The organism is Riemerella anatipestifer (genome assembly GCF_035666175.1).
In the GTDB taxonomy this organism is placed as follows: Bacteria; Bacteroidota; Bacteroidia; order Flavobacteriales; family Weeksellaceae; genus Riemerella; species Riemerella anatipestifer_D.
In genome coordinates, this window is the sequence record NZ_CP142016.1 from 1040474 (window position 1) to 1061347 (window position 20874).

Annotated in this window: 22 protein-coding genes and 1 pseudogene; 4 read left to right on the forward strand and 19 right to left on the reverse strand. The window is 34.3% G+C overall.

All coding sequences use genetic code 11. The features are described from left to right. Positions 1–6: 6 nt before the first annotated feature. From VIX88_RS05175 to VIX88_RS05230, 12 genes and pseudogenes are all read right to left on the reverse strand, one after another. The gene (locus VIX88_RS05175) at positions 7–1026 is read right to left on the reverse strand and encodes a glycosyltransferase (protein WP_214194110.1); all 1020 of its coding nucleotides are present in this window, start codon (positions 1024–1026) and stop codon (positions 7–9) included. Next, positions 1023–1835: a glycosyltransferase family 2 protein gene (locus tag VIX88_RS05180; RefSeq protein ID WP_214194111.1), complete on the reverse strand. Its 813-nt coding sequence runs from the start codon at positions 1833–1835 to the stop codon at positions 1023–1025. The genes VIX88_RS05175 and VIX88_RS05180 overlap by 4 nt, the downstream gene beginning before the upstream one ends. Before the next feature lie 19 nt (positions 1836–1854). Further along, positions 1855–2151, reverse strand: coding sequence for a hypothetical protein (locus tag VIX88_RS05185; protein WP_127919858.1), 297 nt, complete (start codon positions 2149–2151; stop codon positions 1855–1857). Positions 2152–2292: 141 nt separating this feature from the next. Then, positions 2293–2748 carry a hypothetical protein gene (locus tag VIX88_RS05190; RefSeq protein WP_127919860.1) on the reverse strand — a complete coding sequence of 152 codons (456 nt, stop codon included), beginning with the start codon at positions 2746–2748 and terminating at the stop codon, positions 2293–2295. Between the two features lie 80 nt (positions 2749–2828). Further along, complete coding sequence (locus VIX88_RS05195; protein ID WP_064970397.1) at positions 2829–3392, reverse strand: acyltransferase; 564 nt, start codon at positions 3390–3392, stop codon at positions 2829–2831. 29 nt (positions 3393–3421) lie between these two features. After that, the gene (locus VIX88_RS05200; RefSeq protein ID WP_064970396.1) at positions 3422–4120 is read right to left on the reverse strand and encodes an NAD-dependent epimerase/dehydratase family protein; all 699 of its coding nucleotides are present in this window, start codon (positions 4118–4120) and stop codon (positions 3422–3424) included. A gap of 61 nt (positions 4121–4181) precedes the next feature. After that, a complete protein-coding gene (locus VIX88_RS05205) occupies positions 4182–5204 on the reverse strand; it encodes a hypothetical protein (RefSeq protein ID WP_064970395.1) in 1023 nt (340 codons plus the stop codon). A 12-nt stretch (positions 5205–5216) separates the two neighbouring features. Next, a complete protein-coding gene (locus VIX88_RS05210; protein WP_064970394.1) occupies positions 5217–6374 on the reverse strand; it encodes a glycosyltransferase family 4 protein in 1158 nt (385 codons plus the stop codon). An 11-nt stretch (positions 6375–6385) separates the two neighbouring features. Continuing rightward, positions 6386–7252, reverse strand: coding sequence for a capsular polysaccharide synthesis protein (locus VIX88_RS05215; protein WP_109475443.1), 867 nt, complete (start codon positions 7250–7252; stop codon positions 6386–6388). A 21-nt stretch (positions 7253–7273) separates the two neighbouring features. Further along, complete coding sequence (locus VIX88_RS05220) at positions 7274–8257, reverse strand: glycosyltransferase family 2 protein (protein ID WP_064970392.1); 984 nt, start codon at positions 8255–8257, stop codon at positions 7274–7276. An 11-nt stretch (positions 8258–8268) separates the two neighbouring features. After that, positions 8269–9371 (reverse strand): annotated as a pseudogene (glf, locus tag VIX88_RS05225) (UDP-galactopyranose mutase). An 8-nt stretch (positions 9372–9379) separates the two neighbouring features. Continuing rightward, positions 9380–11161, reverse strand: a complete 1782-nt coding sequence (locus VIX88_RS05230) for an ABC transporter ATP-binding protein (protein ID WP_064970390.1) — start codon at positions 11159–11161, stop codon at positions 9380–9382. 206 nt (positions 11162–11367) lie between these two features. On the opposite strand from VIX88_RS05230, the gene folE reads away from it, so the two are divergent. Beyond that, positions 11368–12033, forward strand: a complete 666-nt coding sequence (gene folE / locus VIX88_RS05235) for a GTP cyclohydrolase I FolE (protein WP_013447099.1) — start codon at positions 11368–11370, stop codon at positions 12031–12033. A 27-nt stretch (positions 12034–12060) separates the two neighbouring features. Beyond that, on the forward strand, positions 12061–13521 hold the full coding sequence (gene cysS, locus VIX88_RS05240) for a cysteine--tRNA ligase (RefSeq protein ID WP_064970389.1): 1461 nt from the start codon (positions 12061–12063) through the stop codon (positions 13519–13521). Between the two features lie 50 nt (positions 13522–13571). Here cysS and VIX88_RS05245 read toward each other — a convergent pair whose 3' ends face one another. The 7 genes from VIX88_RS05245 to VIX88_RS05275 form a co-directional block, all read right to left on the reverse strand. Next, complete coding sequence (locus VIX88_RS05245) at positions 13572–14321, reverse strand: SDR family NAD(P)-dependent oxidoreductase (RefSeq protein ID WP_004916565.1); 750 nt, start codon at positions 14319–14321, stop codon at positions 13572–13574. 7 nt (positions 14322–14328) lie between these two features. Beyond that, positions 14329–14868: a threonine/serine exporter family protein gene (locus tag VIX88_RS05250; RefSeq protein ID WP_214194113.1), complete on the reverse strand. Its 540-nt coding sequence runs from the start codon at positions 14866–14868 to the stop codon at positions 14329–14331. Further along, entirely contained in the window at positions 14858–15646 is a 789-nt protein-coding gene (locus VIX88_RS05255; RefSeq protein WP_214194115.1) for a threonine/serine ThrE exporter family protein, read from the reverse strand. Before VIX88_RS05255 ends, VIX88_RS05250 begins: the two co-directional genes overlap by 11 nt. Before the next feature lie 45 nt (positions 15647–15691). Next, positions 15692–16024, reverse strand: a complete 333-nt coding sequence (gene yajC, locus VIX88_RS05260; RefSeq protein ID WP_014937496.1) for a preprotein translocase subunit YajC — start codon at positions 16022–16024, stop codon at positions 15692–15694. 36 nt (positions 16025–16060) lie between these two features. Next, positions 16061–16552 (reverse strand): DUF1573 domain-containing protein, encoded by a 492-nt coding sequence (locus VIX88_RS05265; RefSeq protein WP_079207486.1) that lies wholly within the window; start codon positions 16550–16552, stop codon positions 16061–16063. Between the two features lie 12 nt (positions 16553–16564). Beyond that, positions 16565–17470: a transcription antitermination protein NusB gene (locus tag VIX88_RS05270; RefSeq protein ID WP_214194117.1), complete on the reverse strand. Its 906-nt coding sequence runs from the start codon at positions 17468–17470 to the stop codon at positions 16565–16567. A 118-nt stretch (positions 17471–17588) separates the two neighbouring features. After that, positions 17589–18185 (reverse strand): superoxide dismutase, encoded by a 597-nt coding sequence (locus VIX88_RS05275; protein ID WP_064971237.1) that lies wholly within the window; start codon positions 18183–18185, stop codon positions 17589–17591. A 529-nt stretch (positions 18186–18714) separates the two neighbouring features. On the opposite strand from VIX88_RS05275, the gene VIX88_RS05280 reads away from it, so the two are divergent. Continuing rightward, positions 18715–19209: a hypothetical protein gene (locus VIX88_RS05280; RefSeq protein WP_064971238.1), complete on the forward strand. Its 495-nt coding sequence runs from the start codon at positions 18715–18717 to the stop codon at positions 19207–19209. A 219-nt stretch (positions 19210–19428) separates the two neighbouring features. Then, on the forward strand, positions 19429–20850 hold the full coding sequence (locus VIX88_RS05285) for a hypothetical protein (protein WP_081276944.1): 1422 nt from the start codon (positions 19429–19431) through the stop codon (positions 20848–20850). Positions 20851–20874: the final 24 nt, after the last annotated feature.

Below are 20874 nucleotides of genomic sequence, written 5' to 3' on the forward strand. Positions count from 1 at the left end.
AAACTTCTAGTCTATACTACAGCCTAGGTTTCTGTATTGATTTTTAAATTGCTCTACCCACTTACGATATTCGTTTTTATCCACTTTATCATCAAAGAAGGTTTCTAGATACTCAACAGAAAAATCATTAGGATAGTTTTGCATACTCTCTAACCTATCATTATACCAAGCCTCATTCAAAAGATAGTTGATGTAGTTTATATCCACCTTAAACCCGTATTCGTGGTAGGAATTAGTGGCAGAACTTTGAAAAGTCGTTTTCATAGCTTCCTTAGAAAGTCTAGCTATAAAGTTTGGATTATTTTTATGTCCATTATAGTAAGTGGCTGCATTTCTTAATTGTTGTTTTTCGTCCACCTTACCCTTTGCATCTTTCCAGACTTCTAGCCAATATTCTTTTTTCCATAATCCCATCAGGATAGAATTGAGCGACCAGTATTTTCTTTTGGTATAATTATCAAATTTCCCTAACTTATAACCTATTGTAAAGAATTTATACTTATTATAAAAAAACAAATCCATTAACCACTTTGAGCCTAGAAACAAATCCTTAGGTCTATTAAAATTGATATCTTCGCTAATTTTACCTATCTGGAGATATTCATCATCTTTAAAGTTACTTAGCCAGCCTAATTTTAAAAGATTGATGCTATTTTTCCGCACCTCTTTTAATAACCCATCTACATCAATCGTTTCCGTAAACCACACATCATCTTCTGTAACGATACAGTAGTCCGCTCCGTTTTTAACTGCTTCTATCCATAAATCGGTTGGAATACTAAAACCATCTATATCCTTCCCCAATAAAATATTATCTTCTACAGCCTTTACTTTTTGGGAATACGATTTTGAAGTTCTAACATTGATATAAGGATACTTCTCCTTTATTTTATCCAAATACTTTTGAGGAGTACCATCATCTAGAACGATAACGGAATAAGTCCCCTGCACTTTCTCTTCAATAGACACCAAACAACGGTCTAGGTAATATACTCTATTGAACGACTTTATGTATATATTTATCATTTGATAAACTTTCTAATTAATTTTTTCAAAAAAGAATTTTCCTTTTCAAAAAGAAATTTTGGAAGATTATTAATTTCATCTATATTCCTCCCATAAATCCTACCCATTTTCCTTCTTTTCAAAGTATTTAGCAAAACTTTATGCCAGTTATGATTAAGTTTATCCTTTTTACTTTTATCCTGAGAAACTCCTTTCTCATGTATTCTGTATAGGTACAAATTTTCATTAATATAAGCAAAGTTACCTTGCTCATAAATTTTAAGATATAAATCTTGATCCACCGCAGAAGTGAGCTCCTTATCTATCCCAGAAGTTTTATCGTATGCCAATTTTTTAAAAGTAAAAAAATGATTGACAGAAAAATCTATATTAAAGAAAAAAGAATCGCTATTTTTAACTTTTCTAGTCCCTTTAAAATCTCTAATATAGTTTAGTTTTTCATCACAAACACTTATATTAGAATGAGTGGCTACAATAGTGTCTTTTTCTAAATATTTTTCAATACTTTTTTCAATAGCACTAGGTATAATTGCATCATCGGGATCTACAAAACCACAAATATCACCAGTTGCCAGTTCTATACACTTTCTTTTGGTGTAGCCTACGCCCTTATTTTCCTCATTTTTAAAAACTTTAAACCTTATATCATTTTTTACTAAATTTTGTATTTTTTCAAAAGAACCATCATTAGAACAATCATCCACAAGTATAATTTCAAAATCTTGATAAGTTTGATTGATGATGCTTTTGTAACAATCTAGAAAATAATTATAATTATTATAATGAGCTACGAGTATTGAAAATTTCATAACTAAGTTTTATAATGCTCTACCAGTAACACCCTCCTTCTACCTCATTGTATCCTTTAGGAGTTTCTCTAGGTCTAATCCAATACTTTCCATTTTCTTTCCTCAGTGAAAGATAATCATTCCAGCCTTCCCACCTTGCTCCTTTTATTCCAAAAAGAAACTGAGTTACTCCACCCAAATGTATGGCCTGTTTCCCTTTATTTTTTATATATGACGCCAAAGGTAAACCATAGGCACCACAGCCTATAATTGCTACATCAAAATCGACTAAGTCTATCTTATTTTTCATATCTTCCAACGCATCAAACCATGTCAAATAATCTACTTTTTCATTTGCTATAGACTGAAACAGCTTTAATTATTTTTAAATCAAATTCTGGTAAGATATTTTCATTTTTATATAAATTAGTCCTATTTACTTCATATTGATATCTTATACTGTCTTCAAAAGGATGTATCACCAAAACTTTTTTCCCTTCAAGCTAGAAGTCCATGGATTATTGAAAAACCAAGGTTCTAGTTCTCTTAATTTAAATATAGAACAGTCCAAAGGAACTTCTGGTATATATTCCTCTAAACCATTCCAAACTCCCAAACCATCTATATCTTTGGAACATTCAATCATTAGATTTACAAAATCTTTTACTAAATCTTCCTCATTTGGAAAAAAACCAGCATTAAAACACAATTTATTTAATAATTTTTTATCTTTTTTCCAAAAAACATTTAACTCTCCTCTTATATGGCGAATAATAGCCTCTATATCATTCTGTTTTTTGTTAACTTCTAAAAAGTTTACTATCGTCTCTGCTTCAATACTTCCATACCTCCCCACCATAAAAGGCACTCCATCTCTAATTTTATTAGAAATAAATCTATTAGCTAAGTCTAACCTACCTTCTCTTGTTATCACTTTCGTAAATCTATTACTCTTTTTGATAAAAGGAGTAACCCTCTTAGAAAGCCTATATATATAATGATAATTTTGCTTTGTTACCATATACTTAATAAATCTTGTTTATTAACCACAATACTATTTGCAGGAATATCTTTATATATAGTACATCCTGCTCCTATTATCACATTATCTCCTATCGTCACCCCTTTCAATATAATGCAATTCGCTCCTGTCCAAACATTATTACCAATTTTGATAGGTGCTGTATTAAATTCTGTTTTAGATACAGAAAAAGGTTCTTTGGTATAGTTATGATTATGATCAAAAATTTTTAACCCTTCTCCCAAAATACAGTTTTCTCCAATAGCTATTTCTTCCAAACAAGAAATGGTAGCTCTAGTAATGTAAGTTTCTTTTCCTATACTCAATTTAGCCTCTTTCTTTACTGTGATAAAATTATTTTGATTTATCATCACATTTTCTGCTATATTGAAAACAGCCTTAGAATGAATATCCAGCACATTATCTGCTCCTAGCTTAAAAGAACTATGTATTTTGGATTGAGAATTTAAGAAGAACTTTTTTCTCAATAGATAAACTTCCGAATACTTAAGAAATTTATAAAACTTATAAAATAAAAACAATATAAAACTTTTCATTTTTATAAAACTAAAACACAAATGTAATTTTAATCTACATCACAAATAGAATAATACTTAGACAAAATAGTTCTAAGATAGTTTTCTTTATCAAGAAGTTTATTTTGTATATAATAATTTTCCACTTCAGATGAGGTACTTATAGGGTAACTCGCTCCTGCCTTTACAAGATTGAGATTGAGTCTAATTTTAAAAAAAGATTCTAATATTTCTAATATTTCAACAATAGTATAGTTTTCTAAATATGCTAAATTGATAATTTTGTTTATATTTTGAGTCTCAATTAAGCTCAACACTATTGCTCTCACATCATCTGCATCTATCAAATTTCTAGTTGCTTTTGTGTGTACATTTATGACTTCTCCATTCATTACCGAACGCACTAGATAATTCATCAGTAAATTAGGGTTACCTCCTTTTCCTACCACATTGCTTAATCTTAAAATTAAATATCTGCTACAATTGTTTGAGACAATATTCTCCATTTTTAATTTGTGACGTACATAAGGGCTATCTACCTTGGAAGAATCATATATACTACAAGTAGAAAAATACACCATTATCTTATCAGGATGGTTAGCAATAGTTTCTCTAACAAGATTTTCCTCACGCATAAACTCCTCCATCCTAACCTCTAGCGAATTAGAAACACCTGATGCAAAAAAAATGATATCTTCTCTATCTACATTCGTAAATAATGATGCTACAAGTCCTTTTCCAACAATCATAATACAAATAAATTATATTCAAATTAACAAATATCTATAAAAACTCTCACATATATAATAGTCATGACCCTTTATGCATTTCAATAAAACTCTCGGTCCATTTTTTCCATTTATCGGCGAAGGATTTATTTTCATTCTCTAGTAAAATTCCGTAAATATAATCTACCGAAAAATCCTCTGGAAAATTCTCATAACTATCAAATTTCCCCTCGTACCAAAGCTCGTTCAAAATGTAATTAAATCTTACTAAATCAAAATAATCCTCAATATTAAAAGAGTTAAACGATGCGGAGCTACGATACGAAGTCGCCATAGCCCGGTTATTAAGCAAAGTGTATTTATGCATTCCCGCCTCGCCTTGTGCAGAAAAGTTCAAATCCCAATCGACCGCATTTATCAGTTGTAAATCTTCAACTACTCTTTTGTACTGGTCTTTCCAAAGAAACTTTAAATAATCTTTACGATACATCCCCATTGGAATGTCGTACATTGTCCAAAGTTGTTTTCGCCAACCTTCTGGCAACAGATGTAGTTTTTCCAAGAATGTTTTTAATTTAAAACTATTCTTAAGTAACATTTTATAAAACTTAGCAGACCTAACAATATATCTAGGTTTATGGAAAGATATTTTTTCTGTGAGCGTTCTATTTTCTATGTACTGGGTATCTTTGTTCAAAATACGCCCTAATTTAAGAATATGAATACCATACTTCTCCATTTCTTGAGCATAGAAATGCATATCAAAGTCGTCTATAAACCAAACATCATCCTCCGTCATTATCAAAATCTCCGAAGATTCTGAAACGGCTGTATACCATAGATCTGTTGGAATTCTTATATCATAATAATTCTCTACTCCTTCTAAGTGCTTAACTATTTTAGTTATTTTCTCCTCCCTATACTTTGAAAATTTAAAAGAAACCTTCGGATATTTTTCCTTGATTCGGTTGAGGTATTTCTCTGGAGTACCATCATCCAATACCACAATATCAATTTGATACACATCGGATACTTTTTCATAAATACTCCTCAGACAACGCTCTAGCAAATAAGGACGGTAAAAACTTTTTATAAGTATGGTCATAACTACAACATTCTATTTCTTCACTAAATCCCTAAACAATCCTTCCCATTTTTTCATAATACTAGACATTTCGTAGCGTTTTGATACTCTCAATGCCTCTTCTGACATTTCCTTTCTTAAAACATCGCTTTCCATTAATTCGCTTAATTTTTCTGCAAAAATTTCTACATTATTGGGCTCTACTAAAAATTCTTTCAACTTGTTATCTCCCAACATTTGTTTAGGTCCATTTTTGCACTCAAAAGAAACAGGTGCAAGTCCAGATGCAAGTGCTTCTATTAATACCAACGGAAAGCCTTCAAAACGAGAACTTAACACAAAAATAGAATGTTCGGAGAAAACTTTATTAATTTCCTTACTTGGTGGATATAGGTTGATACTTTTCTCTAATCCTAAATTTTTTATTTGTTGTTTTCTTTCTTCTTCCTGTTCACCATGTCCATAAATATCTAACTGCCAATTTGGAAATTTTTTGGCAACAATAGCCCAGGCTTCCACCAAATAATCAAAGCCTTTTTGGCTAGTATGCCTACCCACCGCTAATACTTTTTCTGCGTTGGTATCGGCTGTAATAGGTTCTATCGTAATAGGATTGGGAATATTGGTTACATTATCAAAATAGTAACTCCACTCTTTTTCGTCTTCTTCCGTAAGCACTACAATTTTATCAAACTTGTTAAGCGTTCTTTGAAACAATTTGGTTAAAATTTTGGCCTTTAAATTTTGCAAAGACCAATCGGATTTTAAAATTTTGCTAAACGGCGTAATATCAAAATGAAAATGGTATTCTAATATTTTTTTACTCCCATCTTTTATCAAGGGCAAAAACTTGTGTTCCGCACCAAAATACATCGAAATCGCAATATCCGTAGGATTATGGTACAGATAATCCTCCACTTTTTTTCGGTAAGTTGCCATAAAGTTTTTATACAACTTTTTTCTCTCTACACTGGGAAAGTTTTTCAGGTCTCGCGTAGGATCCGGAATATCAAAATGAATCATTTTTATTTTCTCACTAAACTTAAAGAAAATAGGGTCATCATACTGTCTATAAGTAATTATTGTTACGTTGTACCCCAGCACGTCTGCTAAATAGTTTGCTTTAACATTTAGCATTCTTTCGGTACCCGCAGCATCCTTCAAGTTTGGAAAAAAATAAACAATATTCATTGTATATATTATTATCTATAATTTTTCAGAATAGGTAAAAGTTTTTTATCCCTCAGCACATGTTTATGATATTTTAGGATAAGTGGATGAAAAATTTGAACAAGATAAAAGTATGGCACTTCAAAATCCTGATTATCTCCATATTCATAGAAATAGTCATACAACTCATCCATCCTTTTATGTACTTCATCATACCATTCGGTTGTAATCGGAGAATAAGGCTTACTAATAAATGAGCAGTTACCTATGAGTAATGGGGTATATTTCATTAAGTCTTGCTGTAAATATTTCTCTACACTCATTTGCCTTTCATAATCTGTATAAAACTTTTTTTCAGCAAGAAATCTATGCTCTGCTGGTGCTATCCCTCCGTGCAATAATTCTGGATATCCAATGATATATTTACTTCTCTTAGAATTAAGTTTATTAAAAGCTGGTTTCCAAGAATGCTCAAAAGGCTTAATATCAGAATAGCCACCGCCATAGTGGTGCATAAAGTAGCATCTTAAATAATCTGAGCGATGAACTAAACTCAATAATTCATAGCCTTTATGTAATGGGGCATCCGCTTTTACATATTCTTGCAAATTCTTTGGAGTAATGAGCTTTACAGGAACTCCTGCATTTTTTTCTAGAGTTTCCAGCCCTCTTTTTCTATTCTCACTCATTTCATTATCTCCCGTCCAAAAGCAATAGATTACTTCTGGAGCCTTTTGCTCTTTATAATCACCTTGATAATGATTAGATAGAAAGCTATCTGGATATCTATCTTCTGAAAAGGTATAATTATACCTACCTTGTTTTATGTTTAAAACTTTTTGATAGAAATCAGGAAAAGTTTTTTTTAACTTTAAAGCTATAGTATTGAATAACATCATATCTGTTTTTGAATAAGGCAATTATTTTCTCCAAATAAACGAAGTATATCTAAATATAAAATAGGGCAGTATATTATATAATACTTCACTAATTTGATTATCCGAAAACACCCTATATTCTGGTGTTTTTTTCACAAAAGAATGCCACTCCGCCAATTCTTTTTTTGCACTAGAAAAATCTAAATGAACTAAAATTTTATAGTACATTTGGAAGAAGGTCTTAATAGAAGACAAAATAAATTTCCTCTTTTCTTCAGTCATTTGAGATTTATGCTGCGTATATCTTTGGTAATAATACCTAATAACCGTTTCCACTCCTTTTCTATTTTTTCTGATGGTAGCAGGAGCTACGGTTTGTCCATCTCTTCCTATCAGATATCTGTATAGAGGACTATCTATGTAATATAAATCTTTAGCAAAAAAAAGGGGTAAAGAAGCAAAAAGAGTATCCGTATAAAATATTTTTTCCGGAAAATCTATCTCTGCCTGTCTTACCACATCCGTTTTATACGCTAATCTATGCATCACAAAAGCTCCTTCTAATTCACTAATCTCTTTATCTAAATCATAAACTTTATTAGGTTTTACTTTTGGTAAGCTATATAATTCCGACCGATTTTCAAAAACATATTCCCTTACAAAGTCTGTAACCACAACATCTGTATCAATAGTTTTTAGTTGCTCTACAAATTTTTCAAATGAGTGATTATCATACCAATCATCAGAGTCCAACACTTTACAATATTTGCCTTTCCCCTCTGCTATTCCTCTTTTCAATACAGAGCCATAGCCTCCATTTTCTTTATTTATTACCCTAAATGTTTGAGGATATTTTTTCTCGTACTCTTGTGCTATCTCCCGTGCGTTATCTGGACTTCCGTCTATAATCAGCAGCACTTCCAAAAGCGGCATTAAATCCTCTCTAATTATTAGCGAGTCCAAGCATTTAGGTAAATACTCTTCCGTATTGTATATAGGGACTATAAGGGTTAGTCGTTTTTCCATATCCTATTTTGTTAAACTGATGCAACCATTTCTAAAGCTTTTGCAACCACTTGATGCATGTCATAGTATTTATACTCAGCCAATCTACCACCAAAAATTACATTTTTACACCCGTCTGCTAGGGTTTTATATTTCTGATAGACCGCTTGATTTTTCTCATCATTGATTGGGTAATACGCTTCCTCTCCTTCAGCCATGTCTTGCGGATATTCTCTCGTAATAATGGTTTTAGGCTGTGCGCCAAATTCAAAATGTTTATGTTCTATAATTCTAGTAAAAGGTATCTCTCTCTCAGTATAATTCACCACTGCATTCCCTTGATAATTAGATTCATCCAAAATCGCCGTTTCAAATCTCAAACTACGATAGTCGAGTGCTCCGTATTGAAAATCAAAAAACTCATCTATTTTACCGGTATAAACAATAGTTTCAGCAATAGAATTCCAATATTCTCTATCGTTAAAATAATCGGTGTTAAGTTTCACCTCTATACCTTCTAACATTTTCTCTATCAGCAATGTGTATCCACCATTAGGCACACCTTGATAAGTGTCATTAAAATAATTATTATCAAAAGTAAATCTAAAAGGAAGCCTTCTAATAATAAAGGCAGGTATTTCCGTGGCAGGTCTGCCCCATTGCTTCTCTGTATAGCCTTTTATCAGTTTTTCATAGATATCTTTTCCTCCCAATACCAAAGCCTGTTCTTCAAGGTTTTTAGGCTCGACAATATGCTTATATTCTGCTCTTTGTTCCTCTATTTTTGCTTGAGCTTCAGCAGGGGTCTTAACTCCCCATAGTTGATAGAAAGTATTCATATTAAAAGGAAGATTATACAATTTCCCCTTATAGTTAGCTATGGGAGAATTGGTGTATCTGTTAAATTCTACAAAAGAATTTACATAATCCCAAACTTCTTTATTACTTGTATGAAAAATATGAGCACCATATTTGTGTACATTAATTCCCTCTATATTTTCCGTATAGATATTTCCTGCGATATGCTCACGACGCTCTATAACAAGACATTTCTTGCCTTTTTTGTCATTTCGCAAGCAAATATCGCTCCGAATAAGCCACTCCCTACTATTAAATAATCATATTGTTTACTCATACTTTTGTTTAAACTTCTTGTAATTCTACCATTTTTTTAAATCTTTCAGATTTGTTTAGTAACTCACCAAAAGTCCCCTGATTAATAATCTCTCCTTTTTCCATCAAATACACCTGGTCTACATTCTTGACAGTAGATAATCTATGGGCAATAATAATCATCGTAAACTTACCTTGCAGCATATCTATACTTTCCTTAATATGTTTTTCTGTTTCAGAGTCCAAAGCCGAAGTCGCTTCGTCCATCACTAGCAATTCAACCTCCTTATAAAGTTCTCTAGCAATAGAAATCCTTTGCTTCTGACCTCCCGAAACTAAAATACCATTATTACCTAATCTTGCATTTTCTTTGTCTTCTACACCTTCTACAAAAGCCTTCATAGACACCATCTCCATAGTACGCCAAAATCGCTCTACATTTTCAGATGTTTTTTCTGCCCAAAAAGTTACATTATTAAAAATACTATCATCAAATATTACTGGCTCCTGAGTAATATAACCTACCTTGTTTCTGAAACTATCTAAATTACTCTTGTATAAAGAATTACCATCTACAAAAACCTCTCCGTCATGAGGTGGCAACAAACCACACAATACATTAGCTAAAGTGGTTTTCCCTGCACCACTCTCACCCACCAGAGCTACAGAAGACCTTGGGGCAATATCCAAATTGATGTTTTTTAAAATTGGTGTTTGCCCATATGTAATGCTAACCTCTTTCGCACTGATAGTGCCAATAGACGATATTTCATCTCTCAAGTGTAACTCTTGATAATGCTTAAATTCTGATAGAATAAACTCAACCGACTCCAAACCAGCAGAAGTCCGCATAAAGTTATTCCAAGCGTTTTGCATACTTACCAAGTGAGCTAAGGCTCTATAAAACAGAAGCAAACTCACTAAAATAGACCCAAAGCTTCCTCCCATAACATTTACCTGAACCAAAATAACCATTGCAATGATAATGATAATCATAGGCTCTCGTAAGCTCTCAGCGATAGCTCCAATTTTCCCCATCTTAAAGCTAATGTCTTCGGAGACCCAAATATTATTTTTCAGTTTCCTCTCGTAAGTTTTAAAATAGTTTGTAGCTTTTAAATACTTAAAGTTGTTTATTGCCTGAATAAGATTACCATTAAAATCATGCCCTATAAAAGATTGCTTCCTTGAATATTCTTTGGTTTTTTTATTGATATATTTATAGAAAATATTGGTTAATCCGCCTCCTATGCCTACCATAATGGCAAATTGCCAATTAGATAAGAAAGCCAAAACCACATAAGTCAGTAGCATGACCACATGCTGAATACTTACAAAGTAGGTAACCATAGCATTAACCAACCTATCAACCTCTCCTATCATATTATTTTGAATCCTTCCTGCATCCAGCTTGGTAAAGCCCTCATAAGATAAATCCTTAAAACCTAACAGCAGATTCCATCTTATTTTCCGCATGGCTACTAGGCGTATTTTAGTAAAATAAATTGTTCTAATATAGAAGAAAATACCTTTGAAAACGAATAAACTTATCATCAACCCAAGAGCTGTAGCAAGATTAAGTTCTATTCCCAATCGTTTAATTGCTATAACTAAAAATTCTAATTGCCCTAAAGACTCATTGTTAGTAGCATCTCCGGTGGCAATAGATAACAAAGGAATGAACATAGCTAACCCTAAACCATCAAGTATTCCGACCAAAAAGTTTAGTAGTATATAGCCATAGATATGCCACCCTATTATTCTTCTAAAATAATTAAAAAATCCAAGGCTACTTGTCGTATTATTTTTCATTTTTGTACTCTAAAATCAGACTGATATCTAGCACTAAATAATTTTGTGCTAAAACCTCATGTAAATACTATTGCAAAACTACGAATTTATTTTCAGTCCATTAGTTTTTGTTTATAAATACCAGCTATCCAAAAGTTCCTTTCAAAATTCTACACTTCATTACTCCGAAGATTTTCTTAACTTTGCTCCCATTATAGCAGTATATCATGAATAACCATTTTGATAATGATGACGATGTGTTTACAGGCAAAGAGCACACACCCTTAAGAGCTGATGCCTTTGAGAAGACACCCGAAGAAAAAATTGCCATTATAGAGAAACATTTTGCCGAAATTATGCAAACTTTAGGGCTAGATATGACAGATGACTCTCTAAAAGATTCGCCTAAGCGAGTAGCTAAAATGTATGTAAATGAGATTTTTGGTGGACTACTTCCTGAAAACAAACCAGGTATCTCTACTTTTAGCAACAAGTATAAATACAGACAAATGCTCGTTGAAAAAGACATTACAGTCTATTCTTTTTGTGAGCATCATTTTTTACCTATCATTGGTAGAGCTCATGTGGCTTATATCTCTAACGGAGAGGTGATTGGGTTATCCAAAATCAATAGAATTGTAGATTACTACGCCAAACGCCCACAAGTGCAAGAAAGACTCACTATGCAAATAGTAGACGCTCTAAAAGAAGCTCTCGGCACTAATGATGTGGCTTGTATTATTGATGCTAAGCACCTCTGTGTTAATTGTAGAGGTATCAAAGACACGGCTAGTTCTACCATTACAGCGGAACTTAGTGGTATCTTTAGAACTAACCCTATCACTAGGCAAGAGTTTCTGCACTATGTTGGTAGTCATGCAAAACTAGATTAAATCTAATCTTTTCAAAACGAAAAAGATATGCTTAAAATATATAACTCTCTCACAGGAGAAAAAGAGATTTTTAAACCTATTTTAGACCATAATGTAGGCATGTATGTGTGTGGTCCTACGGTATATAGCAATGTACACTTAGGCAATGTGCGTACTTTTATGTCCTTTGATTTTATTTACCGTACTTTAACCTATTTAGGCTACAAAGTGCGTTATGTAAGAAATATTACTGATGCAGGACACCTTACCGATGACGGCGATGTAAACAACGACCGTTTCGTAAAACAGTCAAGGTTAGAGAAACTAGAACCAATGGAAATTGTACAAAAATACACTGTGGATTTCCATAAAGTTTTAGAACTTTTCAATCTACTTCCTCCAACCATTGAGCCTACCGCTACGGGACATATTGTGGAACAAATAGAACTCACACAAAAACTAATAGACAAGGGCTTCGCTTACGAAAGTAATGGTTCAGTCTATTTTGATGTAAAAGCTTACAACGAAAAAGGGCTAAACTACGGCGAACTTTCTAAAAGAAACATAGAAGAACTTTTTGCCAACACTAGAGATTTAGACGGACAAGGCGAAAAGAAAAATCCACAAGATTTTGCACTGTGGAAGAAAGCCTCTCCAGCCCATATTATGAGATGGAACTCTCCTTGGGGAGAAGGATTCCCTGGTTGGCACTTAGAATGTACTGCTATGAGCACTAAATATTTAGGTGAAAAATTTGATATACACGGAGGTGGAATGGATTTAAAATTCCCTCACCACGAGTGTGAGGTTGCTCAAGGCAAAGCATGTAATGGAACTTCACTCGTAAACTATTGGATGCACGCCAATATGTTGACAATGAATGGACAACGAATGAGCAAATCCACAGGAAACTATATTCTCCCAATGCAGCTTATTTCTGGCGAAAATGATTTTTTTGAAAAACCATTTCATCCATCTGTAGTGCGTTTTTGCTTTATGCAAGCCCATTATCGTAGCGTATTAGACATTTCTAACGAAGCGATGATTGCCAGCGAAAAAGGCTTCCAAAGACTTATGGAGGCTATGAATGTTTTAGAACATTTATCCGCCAATGGTAACAATACCACATTCAATATTGAAGATTGGAAATCTAAATGCCACGCTGCATTGCTAGATGATTTTAACGCTCCTATACTTATTGCCCATTTATTTGAGGCAGTCAAATTTATTTTTGCATTAAAAGATGGCAAAGAAAGTATAAGTGAAACCGATTTAATTTTATTAAAAGAAACTTTAAATCGTCTAGTATTTGATGTTTTAGGGCTTCAAAAAATAGAAGAAAATAATAACGAAAAGCTAGACCAAGCTCTTCAAATCCTAATCAACCTTAGAAACGAAGCTAGAAAAGCTAAAAATTGGGAGTTAAGCGACCAGATTAGAGACCAATTGCTAGAAAAAGGCATTGAACTAAAAGATGGTAAAGAAGGTACTACTTATAGCCTAAGTTAATTCAATAACTAAAAAAGGGACTTTTATAAAATGTCCCTTTTTAATTTCATTTATCTACATATAGTTCTAGGCTCCGCTTGTGCTTTAGGATAAATACAAAGCTCTGCTATAGAAACACGCTCTGGAGCGTTGATACAATACGCTACTGCATCAGCAATATCTTCAGCTTTCAAAGCTTCGTAGCCTTCATAAACGGCTTTAGCTCTTGCTTCATCTCCTTTAAATCTCACTTTAGAGAAATCGGTTTCTACCGCTCCAGGCTGAATATTGGTTACTTTAATACCAAAACTAGTAAGCTCTATCCTCATACCTTCCGAAATCACATCTACCGCTCTTTTAGAAGCACAATAGACCACCCCGTTAGCATAAGTTTGGCGAGCCGCAACGGAAGAAATGTTGATAATATGCCCTCTCTTTACCTCTTTCATTCTAGAGATAATCGGCTTTGAGACATAAAGTAAACCTTTCACATTAGCGTCCATCATCATATCCCAATCAGAAATATTACCGTCTGACAGAGGCTCTAATCCGTGAGCATTCCCTGCATTATTGATGAGTATATCTATATCCTTGAAACTTTCAGGCAAAGATGCTATGGAGCGTTCTACCTCACCAGCGTTTCTAACATCAAAAACCAAAGCATATACCTCTGTTTTCGAAGATAATTTCTCTTTAAGCTCTTCTAAAACTTCTGCTCTTCGTCCACAAATGATAAGCCTATATCCTTGTTGAGCCAAAAGCTCTGCCGTAGCCTTCCCTATGCCCGACGTAGCTCCTGTTATAAATGCCGTTCTTCCCATAATAAAATTATTGTTTAAGCCTTTTTCTTTTAAGTTTAAGCATCTTATATTTAAGATATCTATTTAAGTCTTTATTCTTTACCGTTCTAGTGTTAAATATCAAAATTGGAAAAACAACTCCAAACGCTAGTACCAAAACGGTAAACCCTGCATTAAGTCCATTATTGATAATCTCTATCAGATTTTCCACTGTGATTGAGTTTTCCTTCCTAGACGACACAATACGTATAATCCCTACCATAAAATTATAACCTAATGTTCCTGGTATCATATTGATAACCGCAGGTATTGTAAATACAATAGGTGGCGTGTGTACTCGGTGAGCAAAATACAAACCTGATAATCCCACAGCAGATGCACCCAAAAGTGTTGCCATTACCACTTGCCCATTAAGCGCATAAACTAACAGTATTGTCTTGATTCCAAAACCTAAAGCTCCCAGCAGTGCCACCGCCCACAGAGCCCTTCTTGGAGTATTAAAAAGTACAGCAAAACCTAACGATACAAATACCGCCCAAAATACCTTTTCTAAAATATCATACACCATAAAATAATCTGAATACAAATACTGATAAATAATAACCTACTGCTATCATAAAAACAATCATTGTTCCTAAGGCTGCTTTAGCCCAACCTGAAACAATATGTCCTTCCAACAAGTCTAAAAATCCATTGATTAAAGGCACTCCTGGTATCAACCAAAGTACACATGCCGTAAGAGCTGCATGACCTTCTGGCAGACCAAAAACCAATGCCATTTTTACTACTGATACAGACACAAACGCCGAAACTAAGCTCTGCATAAACAGATTATATTCTTTTTTAATTAAAAATAATCTTACCCAAAAGCCAATGATACTCGCTATAAATACTACTAAAAACTCTAAATAAGTCCCTGAAAACAACTGACTAAGTGCCGCTGTTGCAATACCAATCCACAGCATTTTAATCCATACAGAGTAATGAGGCTTATTCCTTATTTCATCTAATCTTTTTTCCACTTCATCGTAAGACAGCTTGTGTGCCGCTATATCCCAACTAAGAACGCTAATATCTGAAATAAGATTAAAATTGATACCATATCTACCAATGGTTTTAACTAAAGTTTCTGTATTATTTCCATCTTTATCGTACAAGGATAGAAATATCCCCGAAAAAGAGAAAAACACTTCCACATCGTAGCCATAGGCTTCCGCAATACGCACTACATTTCGTTTTGTCCTCGTAGAGTTAGCACCATTAGAAATGAGAAGTGTAGCTACCTCTATTAAAAGCTTTGCTAGTGTAGTTATAGACCGCTTGTTATGTTCCAAACTATGCTCCATATTGTAAAAAAAACAGATTGATATAGCTACCAATCTGTCTTAGAATTATTTCTTGTCCGCTACTTCTTTAGTATCCGGAAATCTATTTTGTGTAAAATCTCGAGATATAGCTGCTTTCTCAAATTTAAGTTTACCTGCCATTGTTTCTAGTATCACACCATCTTCTGTTATTTGTGAAACTCTACCGTGTATACCAGATGTGGTAACCACCATTCTACCTGGTTTTAGAGATTCTTGGAAGTTTTTCTCTTGCTTCTGTTTTTTCATCTGTGGACGAATCATAAAAAAGTAAAAGAAAACTATCATACCTCCTATCATAATGAAAGTCGGCATTATAGATGGTTGTGCTTGTGCTTGAAGTAAAATAAGTAAATTCATTGTTTTTTATTTAGTTTTATTTTTAGTGATAGACGACTACTGTACATCTGCTGTGAAACTTAATACAATAGGTGTTTTTTCTGTGTTAGCATAAACTTCCACAAATTTTTGCTGCATTCCTTGGAAACTACCTGAATCAAATTTAAGAGTTACCTTAGCTACTTTACCCGGTAATATAGGCTCTTTAGTATAATCAGGAACAGTACAACCACAAGTAGGCTTAACATTAGAAATTATTAGTGGATTTTTACCTGTATTTGTAATTTCATAAGTATGCTCTACTATAGAACCTGATTTAACCACACCAAAATCAAAACTTGGGGCCGATAAAGCCACCGATGTTAATGGCGAAGATTGTGCCTGCTTTACCATATCAGATTGCTCTGCGTGTAGTTGCTCCTCAACAGAAGTTTGTTCTGCAACTTCCGTTTCTGGATTAAGCACTTCCGGCTTTTCATTTTTATTACAAGCCGTTAGAGATAATACACTAAATCCCAAAAGGGCAGTTATTTTTGTAATTTTTCTCATTGTATATTTATTTTAAAAACGATTGATGTCTTCTGCATATTTACCTAAAAGTCCGTTGATAAACACTTGACTTTTATCTGTAGAAAATGCCTTAGAAATTTCTATATATTCGCTGATAATCACTTTAGAAGGCGTTAATGGGAAATGGTCTAATTCTGTGATAGCCGCTATCAAAATCACTCTATCCATAAGAGAAACTCGGTCTAGCTCCCAATTTTTAAGGCGTTCTTTTAGCTTTACTTCCGTATCTTCCCAATGGTTTAAGCTGTATTGTAATAGCTTTTGTGCAAAACTTCTGTCTTCCTCATCTTTAATAATCTTGATAAGTGTATGGCTCGGCTCACCTTCTCTTATAAAACCAATGGTCTTTTGTATCATCGTATTAGAAATATGTAGGTCATCTGCCCAGCTAATTTCTTTCTCTTCCATCAGCTCGTGGAACGCCTCATTCTCTGCCACATATCTCAAAAACAATTTCCCAAGGAATTTTTGGTCGTCTTCAAAAGACACTTCTTCATTCTGCATAAAGTCTTGGTAACGCTTCCCTGCCTTCATTCTTTGGAAAGTCTTTACCAACAAATCATCATCTAAGTCCCACTTTAGGTTTTGATGTTTTGAGGTAAACGAAAGTCGCTCCTGATTATTCTCTATATTTTCTAGAACTTGGTTTCTAATAAACTTCTGATTAGGATTAAGATCTTCCTCGGTCTTTAAAAACTTACCTTTGCTTATTTCCATTTGGTGCTCTGCCAAATGCTTTAGACCAACTAAAAAATTAAGCTGATAAACATACAAATGATAAATCTTCTCTATTTCCGAGAACATTTTTCTCTGCAATGCCTCTTGGCTAAGTGGATTTTGCTGGTAAGCGTAAAGGGTTTGTACTACTTTTTCTCGTATTTGTCTTCTTCCTAACATTTCAAAGGTCTTTTTCGGTGGCAAAGATACGGATAAATGCCCAACCAACGAAAACTTGAAATCAAAAAAGCACCACCTTAGTCAGATGATGCTTCTTTATTTTTAATTCTAAAAAGGATTATTTATTATAGTTTTCTTCCACTTTATCCCAGTTAATCACTTCAAAGAAAGCCGTTACATAGTCTGGTCTTCTGTTCTGGTAATTAAGGTAATAAGCGTGCTCCCACACATCTAATCCCAAGATAGGCGTACCACCGCAACCTACATTTGGCATCAATGGGTTATCTTGATTAGCCGAAGAACACACTTCTAAAGACCCATCTGGCATTTTGCAAAGCCACGCCCAACCAGAACCAAATCTTGTTTTTGCTGCCTCAGAGAAATCCGTTTTGAATTTATCAAAACCTCCTATTTTCTCAATCTCCTCTTTCACTTTTCCTACGGGCTCTTTGCTTCCTCCTGGAATTAAAACTTCCCAAAAAAGAGTATGATTAAAGTGTCCACCACCATTATTTCTTACAGCTGGCTTATCGCTTCCCTGTTGGCAAACTTCCTCTATAGACTTACCTTCTAACTCCGTTCCAGCAATCGCTTTATTAAGGTTATCTATATAGGCTTGATGGTGTTTGGTGTGGTGTATTTCCATCGTTTTTGCATCAATGTGCGGTTCTAGAGCATCGTAAGCGTATCCTAGTTTTGGTAATTCAAATGACATAATTTTTATTTTTTTAATTAAACTTCATCAATGTTTGCCCCAAATTTAAGTAATTATTCCGCTATATTGAAAATGATTGTTCAAAATTTTACTAAACTTTAACATCAACTCACCATCAATACTGCCATCAGCATACATGCCAATTTTATCATTATATCGTCGTCTATTATTATTTTGTATAGGCTCTCGTTGCCCAATTAAAGGATTAAATCTCCCTAAAAAAACTTATCATACACTACACCCAGAACCCAAACAAAGAACTCCATTCTATCACTCCCAGAAAACAAAACGCCCTTTCTTCCCACCCATTTTTGCATTAGAAATTTACAAGATGATGGCTAAGTAACTCATCGCTATAGCCCATAAATACAGAGTATTTAGCCCCAAAAATAAAGATTTGCATAATTGAAATTCAATTTATAGATTTATCATCGAAATATAAAAATCATTACCTATTTATCTCATTAGAGGCTAAAATAGTATGTGATTTTTAGTAAAAATAGTATCAACCTAATAAAAACAAGTAAAAATGGCACAAGAGAACACCATTTCTGTAAACTTCAGTACAGAAGAAATCAAAAAAGTGAAAGACGCTATCAGCACCATTGCCGGTGTTTTAGAAGGTAAAGTAAAGAGCCTTACGCCTACGGAAAGGCAAGGTTTCGGGCGGGTAAAGTACGAAAAGGAGGTCTGGATAGACCGTGTGAAGCTCCAAATGGACGCCAACCCGACCAAAGTCCCTGCTTATGTGGACAAAACGGAGTTCGACCAAGACTACGCCGCCCACAAACAGCTCAACGAACTCATCAACCTCCTAGACCAACAACTGCAACTAATGAAGGATACCAATCTCCTCTTGGGCTACGATTTGGACGGTGCTGCCCTGATGTTTTACCGTGCGATAAAGGTGGCAGCTACCAATAACGACCCTGGAGCGGGCACCATCTACACCGACCTTAAGCAACAATACCCTGGAGGAAGGGCAAAAGCCCCCGTTGCTAAGCCCTCCGAACCTACTAACTAACCCCTCTAATTCCCCTTGCTTACGGGTAAGGGGGTTTTATTTTAGGGGTGCAGGAGGTGTTATTTAAAGCCCCTACCCCCCCTTTGGAAGGGCTAAGCGACCCCTTCCGAAGGGGTAAAAAAGGGGTTGATAAGGGGGCAATAGGTCGTAAACTACGGGATAAAAGTCCGTTCCGAAGGGGACTAGCCTAATAAAATCAATAACAAAAAAAGATAAAATATGAAACAAAAATTAACTATTTTGGGTCTGTCTGGTCTGTTGTTATTAACAGGTTGTAGGGCAGACGATATGGTAACCAATGCCAAACGGCAAGATAATTGGGCAAAGAAGTTTAGTGTTTTTACGAAGAAAACCGATAATGAAGTGATAGATTATGCTAAAGGATTTGAAATTCTTGCACAAATCCACGATAGTCTATATCATACTAATATCTCTGGCAGAAAGCATATGGAGAAACTCTTGGAGCTATCTAAAGTTAAAGATATTGATATGAGTGCCATAGAAGCAAAACCTTATGTAGATTTTGGTATTCACTCTCAAACTATTACAGAGAAGAATGGTGATAAGTGGGTAGTATTTCCAAGAATACAAGACGGTATGGTAAAAGATTTAGTCTGTGGTGTGCTTTCTGATGAAGAAACGCAAGTTCATTACTATGTTCTAAAAAGGGATACAGAATTTTATAAAAATAGTATTGGCTTATTCCAAAATGCTTATATAGAAAAATATGCACCAGCGAAAAAAGCATTAAATAGTTCACAAAAGTTTTTGGAACTGGGTATATGTACGAAGAAAGGAAATTTTTTTGATAATTGTAATATATCTATCGTAATATTACCACCACCGCCACCTAAAGGAGGAGGCAATGGCAGCAGTAGTGGCGGAGGTGGTGGTGGCAGCTCTTGGGATTGGTTCGGTTGGGATAGACCTATTGATCGTGGCTGTATGAAGTATTATAAATGTAATGATCCTGACAATGGCGGTGGCGGTTACTCTCATCCTATCCCTCCTAGAAACCCTTGCAAGAAAATGAAAGGTAAATTTGAAGACCCTATTTTTAAAAAGAATTTTGAAAGACTCCAAAAAAAAGAAACACTTGATCTAGACCACGAGCTAGGTTTTGCCGAATCTTACGAAAAGAGCACGCCTACATTGCTTACAAATAGGACTGGCACCACCAGCGTTCGCCTCCCAGAAGATGGAAGAAGTTACTACGGCTTTATGCATACCCATAACAATAAGGAAGGGGTGGTTAGAATATTTTCTCCTGCCGATGTGGCTACTTTTTTAAGCTCTTGTGTAAGAAATGCTGAAGAAAAGGGAAATGCTTCGGATGCCTACGCCATTGTGGTAACTTCTGAAGGGAGCTATACCCTAAAATATACGGGGGACGGCAACTACAGTCTGGGGCTTAATCAGTTGAGTCAATGGGATACATGGTATAATGACAAATATTTTAGTTTATATTACAACAGTAATGAATCCTTTTCTCAACCTGATGTAGAAAAACTATTTACACAATTTTTAAAAGAAGTGGTGAGAATAGAGGGGTTAGAAGTATATAAAAGCACTCCTACATCATCAGAAAAAATGGAGTATAACGGAGAAAACCAACCCGTAAAAACAACTCCGTGTAATTAAATCTGTAACTAAAAAAAATACTAT